The 12,448-nt window shown below is 55.4% G+C and carries 13 protein-coding genes and 1 tRNA gene; 9 read left to right on the forward strand and 5 right to left on the reverse strand.

The features are described 5' to 3' along the window. Window positions 1-7: 7 nt before the first annotated feature. Window positions 8-1,021, reverse strand: coding sequence for a C-terminal binding protein (locus tag MWU51_RS14620; RefSeq protein ID WP_247038331.1), 1,014 nt, complete (start codon window positions 1,019-1,021; stop codon window positions 8-10). A 161-nt stretch (window positions 1,022-1,182) separates the two neighbouring features. Here MWU51_RS14620 and MWU51_RS14625 point away from each other — a divergent pair, with 161 nt between their 5' ends. Beyond that, window positions 1,183-1,407 carry a hexameric tyrosine-coordinated heme protein gene (locus MWU51_RS14625; RefSeq protein ID WP_247038333.1) on the forward strand — a complete coding sequence of 75 codons (225 nt, stop codon included), beginning with the start codon at window positions 1,183-1,185 and terminating at the stop codon, window positions 1,405-1,407. A gap of 15 nt (window positions 1,408-1,422) precedes the next feature. Here MWU51_RS14625 and MWU51_RS14630 read toward each other — a convergent pair whose 3' ends face one another. Continuing rightward, the gene (locus MWU51_RS14630) at window positions 1,423-1,683 is read right to left on the reverse strand and encodes a hypothetical protein (protein ID WP_247038335.1); all 261 of its coding nucleotides are present in this window, start codon (window positions 1,681-1,683) and stop codon (window positions 1,423-1,425) included. 63 nt (window positions 1,684-1,746) lie between these two features. Here MWU51_RS14630 and gph point away from each other — a divergent pair, with 63 nt between their 5' ends. From gph to MWU51_RS14660, 6 genes are all read left to right on the forward strand, one after another. Further along, a complete protein-coding gene (gph, locus tag MWU51_RS14635; protein ID WP_247038337.1) occupies window positions 1,747-2,403 on the forward strand; it encodes a phosphoglycolate phosphatase in 657 nt (218 codons plus the stop codon). A gap of 71 nt (window positions 2,404-2,474) precedes the next feature. Then, window positions 2,475-3,449 carry a phosphate/phosphite/phosphonate ABC transporter substrate-binding protein gene (phnD, locus tag MWU51_RS14640; RefSeq protein ID WP_247038339.1) on the forward strand — a complete coding sequence of 325 codons (975 nt, stop codon included), beginning with the start codon at window positions 2,475-2,477 and terminating at the stop codon, window positions 3,447-3,449. A gap of 65 nt (window positions 3,450-3,514) precedes the next feature. Continuing rightward, window positions 3,515-4,303, forward strand: coding sequence for a phosphonate ABC transporter ATP-binding protein (phnC, locus tag MWU51_RS14645; protein ID WP_247038341.1), 789 nt, complete (start codon window positions 3,515-3,517; stop codon window positions 4,301-4,303). Further along, entirely contained in the window at window positions 4,300-5,112 is an 813-nt protein-coding gene (gene phnE, locus MWU51_RS14650) for a phosphonate ABC transporter, permease protein PhnE (RefSeq protein WP_247038344.1), read from the forward strand. Before phnC ends, phnE (MWU51_RS14650) begins: the two co-directional genes overlap by 4 nt. Continuing rightward, complete coding sequence (gene phnE, locus MWU51_RS14655) at window positions 5,112-5,927, forward strand: phosphonate ABC transporter, permease protein PhnE (protein ID WP_247038345.1); 816 nt, start codon at window positions 5,112-5,114, stop codon at window positions 5,925-5,927. The genes phnE (MWU51_RS14650) and phnE (MWU51_RS14655) overlap by 1 nt, the downstream gene beginning before the upstream one ends. Continuing rightward, window positions 5,891-6,817, forward strand: coding sequence for an HAD hydrolase-like protein (locus tag MWU51_RS14660; RefSeq protein ID WP_247038347.1), 927 nt, complete (start codon window positions 5,891-5,893; stop codon window positions 6,815-6,817). The genes phnE (MWU51_RS14655) and MWU51_RS14660 overlap by 37 nt, the downstream gene beginning before the upstream one ends. Before the next feature lie 143 nt (window positions 6,818-6,960). Here the strand turns inward: MWU51_RS14660 and MWU51_RS14665 are convergent. The 3 genes from MWU51_RS14665 to MWU51_RS14675 form a co-directional block, all read right to left on the reverse strand. After that, a tRNA-Arg gene (locus MWU51_RS14665) sits at window positions 6,961-7,037 on the reverse strand. Between the two features lie 80 nt (window positions 7,038-7,117). Continuing rightward, complete coding sequence (locus MWU51_RS14670) at window positions 7,118-8,236, reverse strand: CaiB/BaiF CoA-transferase family protein (RefSeq protein ID WP_247038349.1); 1,119 nt, start codon at window positions 8,234-8,236, stop codon at window positions 7,118-7,120. Continuing rightward, window positions 8,229-9,386: an acyl-CoA dehydrogenase family protein gene (locus tag MWU51_RS14675; protein ID WP_247038350.1), complete on the reverse strand. Its 1,158-nt coding sequence runs from the start codon at window positions 9,384-9,386 to the stop codon at window positions 8,229-8,231. The genes MWU51_RS14670 and MWU51_RS14675 overlap by 8 nt, the downstream gene beginning before the upstream one ends. A gap of 214 nt (window positions 9,387-9,600) precedes the next feature. On the opposite strand from MWU51_RS14675, the gene MWU51_RS14680 reads away from it, so the two are divergent. Beyond that, the gene (locus MWU51_RS14680) at window positions 9,601-11,709 is read left to right on the forward strand and encodes a YjbH domain-containing protein (protein ID WP_247038352.1); all 2,109 of its coding nucleotides are present in this window, start codon (window positions 9,601-9,603) and stop codon (window positions 11,707-11,709) included. 2 nt (window positions 11,710-11,711) lie between these two features. Further along, window positions 11,712-12,446, forward strand: a complete 735-nt coding sequence (locus tag MWU51_RS14685) for a YjbF family lipoprotein (protein WP_247038354.1) — start codon at window positions 11,712-11,714, stop codon at window positions 12,444-12,446. Window positions 12,447-12,448: the final 2 nt, after the last annotated feature.

Genomic DNA, 12,448 nt, shown 5'->3' on the forward strand with positions numbered 1-12,448 from the left:
CCGCGTCCTAATCGGCAAAAACCACGCCCTTGGTTTGAGCGCGCAGACGGGGGTCGTGGGATTTGATCAGCACATCGCGCCCTTCCAAAACCTCATGACAGCGGGCGAGTGTTTCTTCCTCCAACCGCTGCATCGCGTCCTCGGTATAGAAGGTCAGATGCGGTGACAGGATGACGTTGGGGTGGTCATAAAGCGCGCTCATTAGGTGACCGGTGCGGGTCAGGGGTTCTTGGCTGAACACGTCCAGCCCGGCCCCGGCAATCCTGCCTTCGCGGATCGCTTGGACAAGGGCCGCCTCGTCCACAATAGCGCCGCGCGAGACATTGATCAGGAAGGCCGATGGCTTCATTGCCTGCAGCTCCGCCTCGCCAATCATACCGCGCGTGTCGTCATTCAGGACCGCGTGGATGGTGACGAAATCGCTTTGCGCCATCAAGTCCTGCAGGTGTTCCACCTTGGTGACGCCCAGAGCGGCCATTTCCTCGGCAGATGTATGCGGGCTGTAGGCGATCACCTTCGCGCGAAACCCCAATCCGGCCATACGTGCCATGCTGCGTCCGATTTTGCCCAAACCGATAATCCCGACCGTCTTGCTGGCAATGTCTGAACCCAACCACCTCGGTTCGGGCCATGCCCAACCCTGCGAACTCATATGAGTGTTCAACGCAGTCAGTTTCTTGGCCAGTGCGATCAAAAGTGCAAACGCCCCTTCTGCGACAGTTTCTTCCGCATATTCCGGTACGTTCACCACAGCGATGCCCGCCTTGATTGCGGCAGGAATGTCGATGGCGTCAATCCCCACGCCATATTTGACGATGCCTTTCAGTTGGGGTGCGTTTTCAATCACCTGTTGTGTGATTGGCGTGTAGCACATCAAGATCAGGTCAGCGTCGCGCGTCGCCTCTAGCAGCACGTCTTCTGAGATACCGTCGGGCAGCAGAACCAAATCATGTCCGGCGGCTTTCAACGCAGCATCCAGGTTAGGTGTCCGAAGCTCGCTGTCTGTGCGCACGATTTTCATGGGGTGTTCCTGTTCTGTTGAACGTCTTGAAAAGGCTATCGGTTGTTGCGCCACGATGCCATTGCGAACGTGCATCTGTCGCCGGATGAGGAGAGGTGTTGCTTTGTCGGCGCGGTGGCCACAAACTATGGGTGAACAAAGCCAACTTGAAAGGATCTGTCATGTCTTCGTGGCTTCCGTCGCTGATCACAGAAACTCCGGAAAAAGGTTATGAACTGGCCGTCAAACTGTCGCGCGTCGCGGTCAAGATGACCCAACCTGATGACGATGCCCGCAGTCGGATGCGCCCTGAATATGCAGAAGATGCCGAGGCATTGATTGCAGTAAGCCACGTGGTGGCAACCCATTTTGCCACCGTAGCTGCAGCCAACAACTACTGGCGGTAAACACGCGGCGTAGGATCAAACCAAATTCTTGAACCTTGCCGTCGGATCGGCGCTGACAAGCGTATCGCTGGCAAGGTCAATGGTTTCTGCGATCATGGCGCGCGAAAATGGTGCGACGACAGGAAAACACGGCCCATCATTATCCTGAAGGCGGGCGGTTTCGTTCACCAAGGATGGCACGCTGTCTTGCCAGGGCTGACCCTGTCGCAGTCCAAACGCTTCGACCGTCTTGCCCGATCGCAGATACGTCTTGAACCCAAGGTAACTTGAACGCATATGTTTCCACACATACAAAACGCCTTTGAATCTAGACGCTACCAAATGTGTTAGAGCCTTTTCATGACGAAACCAGACGCAATTATTTTTGACCTAGACGGGACACTTGTTCATTCGGCGCCCGACCTGCATGCCGCTTTGAATGTGGCGTTGGTTGCGCTTGGCCGTTCTTCGCTTGATCTTGCGACAGCGACATCTTTTGTCGGTCACGGTGTCGAAAAGTTGGTTGAACACGCGCTGACCGCGACCGGAGGATTTGACGTAGACTTGTACGAAAAGGCGCTGGGGCTTTTTCTTGAAAGCTATGAACGGAATATGACGACCCTGACACGCCCGTATCCAGGGGTCGTTAAGCGTCTGTCGTCTTTGAAAGCAGAGGGCATCCCCTTGGGGATCTGCACCAATAAGCCGACCGAACCGGCGCAGAAGATCTGCGACGATCTTGGTCTGACGCAGTTTTTTACTGTGATTGCGGGATCAGAACCTAACGTTCCCAAGAAGCCGTCTGCTGTCCCGCTACATTACTGCATTGCACGTCTTGGTGCGCGGGCTGAAAGGTCGCTTTATGTCGGTGATAGCCGTGTTGATTTTGAAACCGCGCGCAACGCAGGCGTTCCCTTTCAATTGTTTTCCGAAGGCTACCTGAACGGTGAAACACTTGACCTTGAAGCCGCCGCCCGGTTCAGCGATTGGCGGGCAATCAGCTTTCTTGTGCGCTGACGATATCGGATTATTCACTTGATCGCTTGTAAGGTTCCGCTCTAGCCTCGCCGTCTAGGGAGGAAAATAATATGAAAGTAATGACAACACTTCTGTCTGGTGCGGCTTTGGCCTTCGCGCTTTCGCTGGCTGGACCTGCTGCTGCGCAGGACTGTCCACGCGGCACGCTGGACGAGCGATTCTGCGATGTGGATGGCGATCTTTTGGCGGATACGCCCACTGATCCGGCAGAGCAACTGGATCCGGATACCCTGATTTTCGCATACACGCCGGTTGAAGATCCGGCCGTTTATAAAGAGGCTTGGTCTGATTTTCTGGCGCATCTGGAAGCTGAAACCGGAAAATCGGTTGTGTTCTTCCCAGTGCAAAGCAACGCGGCACAGATCGAAGCCATGCGGTCCGGTCGTCTGCATATCGCGGGCTTTAACACCGGATCGAACCCGTTGGCTGTGAACTGTGCAGGCTTTAATCCCTTTACCATCATGGCGTCACTGGACGGCAATTTTGGGTATGAGATGGAGATCATCACATATCCGGGTTCGGGCATCGAAAAAGTTGAGGACATAAAAGGCAAGCAACTGGCCTTCACATCGCCCACGTCAAATTCAGGGTTCAAAGCGCCATCGGCGATCTTGAAAAGCGATTTTGACCTGTTGCCCGAACGTGATTTTGAACCTGTATATTCAGGTAAGCACGACAACTCGATCCTTGGGGTGGCAAACAAAGACTATATGGCGGCGTCTATCGCCAACTCGGTCAAGTCGCGAATGATTTTGCGCGATGTCATCAAGGAAGACGATGTCAAAGTGATTTATAAATCGCAAACATTCCCGACGACGGGTTTTGGGACGGTCTATAACCTGAAGCCGGAGTTGAAAGAAAAGATCCGCAACGCGTTCTTCAATTTCGAATGGGAGGGAACAACCCTTCAGGCAGAGTTCGAAAAATCGAATGAAGGCCAGTTCCTTGAGATGACCTATAAGGAATTTTGGGACGTCATCCGAAAAATTGATGCAGCAAATGGCGTGAGCTATACTTGCGAATAAGCATTGTAGGGGCGGACCTATGGGTTCGCCCCTTCCAACAACAAAACTGGGGCGGGGAGGCTTTCATGCTACGGCTTGAGAAGCTCGTGAAGACATATAAAACCGGGGATCAAGCCCTGAAAGCGGTCGATCTGGATATTCCAGAAGGGCAGGTTCTGGCATTGATCGGGCCGTCCGGTGCAGGGAAATCAACGTTAATCCGTTGTATCAATCGCTTGGTCGAACCGACGTCGGGCAAGGTGTATCTTGCAGGAACGGAATTAACCGGATTGTCATCCGGCGCCCTGCGCAAAGAACGTCGCCGCATGGGTATGATTTTTCAGGAATATGCACTGGTTGAGCGGCTGACCGTGATGGAAAATGTCCTGTCAGGGCGCTTGGGCTATGTCGGCTTCTGGCGCAGCTTCTTGCGCAAATATCCACAATCTGACGTGGACGAGGCGTTTCGCCTTCTTGATCGCGTCGGGCTTGCCCATATGGCCGACAAACGTGCGGACGAATTGTCGGGTGGCCAACGCCAGCGCGTCGGTATTTGCCGTGCCTTGATCCAAAACCCAGCACTTTTGTTGGTTGATGAACCAACCGCATCACTCGACCCGAAAACATCACGCCAGATCATGCGCCTGATCTGCGAGCTGTGCAAAGAACGCGGATTGGCGGCGATCATCAATATTCACGATGTTGCATTGGCTCAGATGTTTGTGCAGCGGGTCATCGGCTTGCGTTTTGGCGCAATTGAGTTTGACGGACCGCCCGAAGGTCTTACGCCAGATGTTCTAACGACGATCTATGGTGAAGAAGACTGGGAAGCCACGATTGAAACAGTAGATGACGAAGACGAGGCCGTCGCATGAGCTCGGAACTTGACGTCCTTATCGGAAAACCCTGGAAGAAAAAGTCGTTCGTTCAACGCGCTTGGTTGCGGTGGTTGTTGGTCATCGGGTTCGTGGCCTATTTGATCGCGGCCTTTATGACGATCGACGTAAACTGGTCGCGGGTTTACGAGGGGTTGGAGCGGGGCAAGCAATTCGTTCTGGCCTTCACCAGCCCTGATTTCACATCGCGATCAGGCGACATATGGGATGGCATGCTGGAAAGCATCATCATGACGGTGGCGTCATCCGTGGTCGGCATCGCGATATCGATCCCCATTGCCCTTGGGGCTGCACGCAACGTGGCGCCGTTGCCGATCTATTTCGTGTGTCGCGGGATTATCGCAGTGTCGCGCGCCTTGCAGGAAATTATCGTCGCAATTCTGTTGGTTGCAATTTTTGGATTCGGGCCACTTGCCGGGTTCCTGACCCTAAGTTTTGCCACCATTGGTTTCCTGTCCAAATTGCTTGCCGAAGACATTGAAAGCATGGACCGCGTGCAAGCCGAGGCGATTAAGGCATCAGGGGCGAAGTGGATGCAATGGATCAACTATGGTGTGCAGCCACAGGTCATGCCGCGCCTTATCGGGCTTTCAATGTACCGGTTGGATATTAACTTCCGCGAAAGCGCCATTCTGGGGCTGGTTGGTGCGGGCGGCATCGGGGCAACACTAAACACCGCGTTTGATCGTTATGAATACGACACGGCAGCTGCCATTTTGCTGATCATCATCGTGATCGTGATGGCATTGGAATACATGTCCGGCATTATCCGAGCGAGGGTTCAGTAATGCCAGTAATTGAACAGAATGAACTGAAGCTGTGGCAGCGTCGCACAGGGCGCGAAAGCCTGTTTCACTGGGTGCTGTGGCTGACAGGTGTGGCGATCTTTGCCTATTGTTGGCAACAGATTTCGTCTGCGACAACTTGGTTTTTCGTATGGGATGCCCCGCGAATTGCCAACGATATCTGGACGCGGGCGACACCTCCCAAGTGGTCCTATATCTCGCAATTGGGCAAACCCATCTGGGACACGCTGAACATTGCGACACTGGGCACGATTATCGCCTTGATCCTAGCGGTGCCGGTGGCCTTTGCCGCTGCTCGTAACACCACGCCATCCAAGTTGATTATCAGACCGATTGCCTTGCTGATCATCGTGTCGACACGCTCGATCAACTCTTTGATTTGGGCACTGCTGCTGATCGCAATCATCGGGCCGGGTGTGTTCGCAGGCGTGGTGGCCATTGCGATCCGATCCATCGGGTTCTGCGCAAAACTTCTTTATGAAGCGATAGAAGAGATCGACGAAACGCAGGTCGAAGCGATCACTGCCACTGGTGCAAGTCGCTGGCAGGTCATGGCATATGGGATTGTCCCACAAATCCTGCCAGCATTCGCAGGGATTGCCGTGTTTCGTTGGGACATCAATATTCGCGAAAGCACCGTGCTGGGATTGGTTGGTGCCGGCGGGATCGGGTTGCAACTATCGTCGTCGTTGAACGTGCTGGCCTGGCCGCAAGTTTCGTTGATCCTGTTGGTTATCTTGCTGGCCGTGGTGATCTCTGAATGGGTATCGGCCAAAGTGCGGGGCGCAATCATTTGAAAATGCCCGAGGCTTTTGCGGCCTATGAAGCCGTGCGGCACCGTTTGCCCTTGGCGAAAACCAGGGGTGCGTGTCTTCGGTTGCCTGATCTTGACGCTCTAGCGGATGATTTCGACACGTTCCTTCTGGACGCCTTTGGCGTTCTGAACATCGGCGAAACGGCGATTGAAGGCGTTCCCGAACGTGTTTCGGGTCTGCAAATGGCAGGGAAACGTGTGGTCGTGGTTTCCAATGCGGCTGGATATCCCCACTCGACCTTGATGAAGAAATACAAACGGCTTGGGTATAACTTCGCGCCAGAGGATGTCATCACCAGCCGAAAGACATTGCTGCATGCGGCGGCGTCAGAACCCGACAGGCATTGGGGCTTGATCGCGCAAGAAAGCTTTGGTCGAGAGGGGGTTGGGCATTTGGACACAACCTTTTTATCCGATGATGCGCGGGAGTATGACGCGGTTGATGGTTTCTTAATGTTGGGAAGCTCCAACTGGACTGAAGAACGACAAACTCTTTTGGAAGACTCACTGGCGCGTACGGCGCGACCGGTATTGGTGGGAAATCCCGATATTGTTGCGCCAAGAGAGCACGGATTTTCAACCGAACCCGGTCACTTCGCACATCGGCTTGCGGACCGCGTTGGAATTGAACCCCACTTCTTTGGCAAACCGTTCGCAAATATTTACGACTTGGCGTTTGCGCAAATTGATAGGTGCGATCCAGAACGCACCCTGATGGTTGGCGACAGTCTACACACGGATATTCTTGGTGCACAGACTGCAGGCGTGAAGTCTGCACTGATTGCTGGCTACGGGTTTTTCGACGGTTATGACACGCGCCAACCAATTGCAGCGTCGGGCATCTATCCGGATTTCATTTTAGATCGACCTTAGGCCCAATCTAGTGTCTTATCGATTGCTGGGTTCTCGTGCCGCCCTTGCAACCAGAATGAACGGCCAAATATGTTCAACCCTTAACAGCACTTCATTTAGTTGGCGCTGTCGATCAATTTAAGTCACGATTGTCAGGTGGGAAGTGGCGCTCTGGGGAGGATTCGAACCCCCGACCCCTTGATTCGTAGTCAAGTACTCTATCCAGCTGAGCTACCAGAGCGCGGTAGGCGGGGATTTAGCGGTCCAGCGCGGGGTTTGCAAGGGGCAAATTGGGAAAAGCAGAAGTCTTTTGCTCGGCATTCAGGCCATTCCGTGCTTATGTTCCGGCCACCGAACCAGCACATCCCGGATCGCGAGCGGAGCGCGTTCATCGCCTGCGCGTGCTTGTGCCGTACCTCGTAGGAGTTTCGGGGCCGCGTCGGGCTGTGACACATCGCCGAGGGTAGCGAAACTGTTGCGGGCGCGGTTATGCGGATGGTTGGGCGCTTCCTGCAAGGACAGCACCGGGGCACAGCAGGCGTCGGTACCCTCTAGCAGCGCAGCCCATTCATCGCGGGATTTCTGTTTGAACCGTTCAGCGAAGCGGGCGCGCAACACCGGCCAACCCTCGACATCCATTTGAAGGGGTAGGTCTGAATCATCTAACCCCAGCCGTGTCAGAAGCTCGGTATAAAATTTCGCCTCGAGAGCGCCGACAGACATATGCCCGCCACAGGCACATTCATAGACGGTGTAGAAGGGCGCGCCGCCGTCCAGCAGGTTCGCCTCGCGCGCATCTGCCCAGATGCCTGCGCCGTGCATGGAGTAGATCATCGCCATCAGATGTACGGTGCCGTCGGTGATCGCGGCGTCCACCACATCGCCCTTGCCGGTTTCCCGTGCAGCGTGCAGGGCCGCGAGCATCCCGGCCACCAGATACATGCCCCCACCGCCGAAATCGCCCAGCAGGTTCAGGGGCGGCACGGGATGGACACCACCGATGGCATGCAGCGCCCCGGTGATCGAGATGTAGTTGATGTCATGCCCCGCCGCCTGTGCCAGCGGGCCGGACTGCCCCCAACCGGTCATCCGCCCATAGATCAGGCGCGGGTTGCTGTTCGCGAAAACCTCGGGTCCAAGACCCAACCGCTCCATCACGCCGGGGCGCATCCCTTCGATCAGCATGTCAGCGCGGTTGATCAGCACCCGCGCGGTATCGCGGTCGGTGGCATCCTTCAGGTCCAGCTCGACAAAGCCGCGCCCCCGGTTCAGCACGTCCACCTTCTGCGGGATCAAGGGTTTCAGGTTCGGGCGCTGGATGCGCACCACGTCGGCCCCCATGTCGGCCAGCCACATCGCAGCAAAGGGTGTCGGGCCAAGGCCTTGAATCTCGATTACCTTCAGGCCATGCAGCGGTCCGACTGCGGGGCGTTCAGACATCAATCGACCGTGCGATCAGCTCTTTCATGATCTCGTTTGTACCGCCATAGATCATCTGCACCCGGGCATCCGCATAGAGCCGAGAGATGGGGTATTCCATCATGTAGCCATAGCCGCCGAACAGTTGCAGGCATTCGTGCATCACCTCGTTCTGCACCTCGCTGCCCCAGTATTTCGCCATCGAGGCGGTGGGCGCGTCCAGTGTCCCGTCGATCAGCCGGGCGATGCCGTCATTGACGAAACTGCGCAGAACCTCGGCTTTGGTCTTACATTCGGCCAACTTGAAGCGCGTGTTCTGAAAATCCATCACACGTTGTCCGAAAGCCTTGCGGTCCCGAGTATAAGCGATGGTCTGCTCCAGTGCGAAATCAATCGCGCCTAGGGCCTGAATGGCGATCAACAGCCGCTCCCACGGCAGTTGTTTCATTAGTTGATAGAAGCCTTGGCCTTCTTCGGTGCCCAACAGGTTGGTCTGGGGGACTTTAACATCTTCATAGAACAACTCGGACGTGTCATTGGCCTTCATGCCCAGCTTTTTCAGGTTCTGGCCGCGCTTGAAGCCTTCGCATTGGTCCGGTTCGACCACGATCAGGGACACGCCTTTCGAGCCTGCCTCCGGGTCGGTTTTGCAAACGGTGATGATCAAGTCGGCAGTTTGCCCGTTGGTGATGAAAATCTTCGATCCGTTGATCTTGTATTGGTTGCCGTCCTTGTCGGCACGGGTGCGCACGGCTTGCAAGTCTGACCCGGTGCCTGGTTCGGTCATCGCAATCGCGCCGACGATCTCGCCCGAGGCAAGACCGGGCAGCCAGCGCGCCTTTTGTTCTTCCGTGCCGTAGGCGGTGATGTAATGCACCACGATGGATTGGATGCCATACCCCCAGCCGCAATCGCCCGTGCGGGTCTGTTCATAAATGACGACGCTTTCAAACCCCATGTCACCGCCCGCACCGCCGAAATCTTCGGGGATGGCGCCACCCATGATCCCGGCCTGTCCGGCAGTGCGCCAGAAGTCGCGGTCAACGATGCCCTGATCGACCCAGCGTTCGATATTGGGCGTCAACTCATCTGCAAAAAAGCGGTTGGTCATATCAGCGAACATGCGGTGTTCGTCGCTGACCCATGCTGCGGAAGGGGTGAAAAGTGTCATGATCGGCTCCGACATCTAAGGGCTTTAACCAACTATAACCGACCATGTTTTGTTAAGGCTGGTAACGTCGCGTTACAAAGGCTAGACGAGCCGGAGGATCATTTGTGCAATTGCGCGACAATCCACTGCAAACCGCTGTTCGGTGTCGGTTTTAGGTGATTTGTCCGCGAGGATCGCGTATTTGAACAAAAAAAGATGTTGAACGGAGATGGCAGTGAGCATTTCTCGGGTAGAGTTACGTAAACTTGCAGCCTTTGGTATTGCAGCGGCAACAGCAACACCTGCTGTGGCCGAGGTCGGCACGTTGACCAATAGCTATACGATTTACGGTACGCCCGGTTTGATCGCGATGCCAACCGCCGAAGCTGCTGCTGACAGCGAACTGGCATTCACCTATTCGCAGTTTGGACCGAACGCGAACGGCACACTGAGTTTTCAAATCACGCCCCGCCTTTCGGGCAGTTTCCGTTATGCCAAAATCGCCGATTTCCACCCCGTCGTTGGGGACTATTTCGACCGGAGCTTCGATGTCCGTTATCGCGTTCTGAACGAAAGCAAATACTTCCCCGCCGTATCCGTTGGGATTCGCGATTTCATCGGTACGGGTATCTATTCCAGCGAGTATATTGTTGCCACCAAAACCATCGGCGACCGTCTGCGTATCACAGGTGGTCTGGGCTGGGGCCGTATGGGCAGCTACAAACCAATTGGTGCGACAGGGTCGCGACCCGCGTGGAACATTGGCCAAGGTGGCACGCTGAATACTAGCCAATGGTTCAAGGGCGATTTAGCGCCTTTTGCCGGTGTGTCTTATAAGGTCAACGATAAACTGACCGTGAAGGCTGAATACAGTTCTGATGCTTTTGTTCAGGAGGTGGCGGCAGGAATAATGGAGCACAAGTCTCCGTTCAACTTCGCCGTGGATTATCAAGTGTCTCCTGCTATTCACCTGAACGCGTTTTACCTTGCCGGAGATACGATCGGGGCGAATATTGTTATCCGCCTGAACCCGCGTCAGCCCATTGCCCGGTCAGGGAACGAGCGCGCGCCTTTGCCAGTCAAGCCACGACCCTCGCGCAGCAACACCGACGCATGGAGTACCGGGTGGATTTCTGATCCAACCAACGAAATCGGCATTCGCAATGCTGTTGGGGATGCGTTGAACAAAAATGGGATCAGCCTGCAATCCCTTGCATTGGGCGCAACACGGGCCGAGTTGAAGGTCGACAACCGAAAATACTATTCTCCGGCGCAAGCTGTTGGGCGCACCGCACGGATCTTGACTCACGCGTTGCCGCCTTCGATTGAGACGTTTGTGATAACGCTGGTGGACAAGGGTATTCCGCTATCCACGGTCACCATGCGACGCAGCGACATCGAGAAGCTGGAGCACGCCCCCGCAGTTGATATGTTCCAGCGCGCTTCCATCGGCGAAGCCACGCCGCGCGCCGTTCGCAATTCTGAATTGGCCTATCCCGATAGCCGGTTCCGTTGGGGCTTAGCCCCATATATGGGGCTAAGCTTCTTTGACCCGACAAGTCCAATCCGGGCCGATTTCGGATTGAAGCTCAGTGGTTCATACGAGGTTGCGCCGAATATATTCCTGGCCGGCTCGATTTCGAAAAGTATCTGGGGCAATCTGGATGACGATACGAATGGAAGTTCCTCGGCACTGCCGCCTGTGCGGACACAAGCCGGGCGCTATGCTGCCGAAGGCGATCCCGCGATCTCTCACTTGACGGCAAGCATGTATGGCCGTCCGGGTAAGCATCTCTACAGCCGCGTTACCGTTGGCTACCTTGAGAAGATGTTTGGTGGTGTTTCGGCCGAAGTTTTGTGGAAACCGGTCGATAGCCAGCTAGCCGTGGGTGCAGAAGTGGCCTGGGTAAAGCAACGCGCATTTGATCAGCTGTTCGGCTTCCAAGATTACAGCATCTTAACTGGGCACGTGTCCGCGTACTACGATTTCGGAAACGGGTTCACAGGCCAACTCGATGTGGGTCGTTATCTGGCAGGTGACTACGGTGCGACTTTGTCCATCGACAGAACCTTCGACAACGGGTGGAAAATTGGTGGCTTTGTGACCAAGACGAACGTTTCGGCCGAGGATTTTGGTGAAGGATCGTTTGACAAAGGTATCCGTCTTACAATCCCGTTCGAATGGGCGTTTGGCACCCCGTCGCGCGGCGCATCCAACGCAGAACTACGATCCCTGTCACGCGATGGCGGCGCGCGTCTGGAAGTGGACGGTCGCCTGTTTGAATGGGTCGACGAAGGTCACGGAGATGCCTTGGCATCGCGCTGGGGCAAGTTCTGGAGATGAGCGTGAAATACCGTTTCACCAGACGCGCGATGCGCGTCGCCGGGTGCGTGTTGGCCACTTCGCTTGTGTTGAGCGGATGTGGGTCTGACACGGAATCTGTTGAGTTACCTAAAATTACCGCCAGTCTTTTGAAAAGCTCGGGCAAACAGTTGGGTAAGAAACTTGGCGGCGGGAAAGACGCTAAGCCAAACGCGACGACGCCCGCGGCGGCTGATCCAAATGCCATTGTGGCCAAGGCTTTGTCGGCAACAAAAGGGCCAATCGCGCTGGTCGTTCGGATCGAAACCAAAGCGGTTTTGGCGATCAGTCCGGTCGGACGGAATGGCGACTACGTAACGTGGGGCAGCGCCCCGGGGCAGGGTCTGACTTTCCAACGCGGAGTATTGGCGAATACGCGGGGTCTTGGTGAAGACCTGATGGCATCGCGCATCGACACCGCGGTGTCGGCCATTACTGGTCGTCGGAGTGCCACCTACAAGCGGGAGCACACCTATCTCGGCAATCTAGGCCAAAGCACTAGCCTTATCGTGGAGTGTGCATTGTCACGCGGCAAGACAGAGCGTGTCAGCTTGGGTGCGATCAATGCGGATGCCGTGATCATGAAGGAAAGTTGCAAGCGTGGTGAGATTGCGTTCAACAACCTCTATTGGGTTGATGGCAATGGTCGTGTCCTGAAATCCAGCCAATGGGTTGGTCAAAGGATCGGCAGTCTGGCTATTCAGAACCTGCGCCTGTAATC

Source organism: Aliiroseovarius sp. F47248L, assembly GCF_023016085.1.
In the GTDB taxonomy this organism is placed as follows: domain Bacteria; phylum Pseudomonadota; class Alphaproteobacteria; order Rhodobacterales; family Rhodobacteraceae; genus Aliiroseovarius.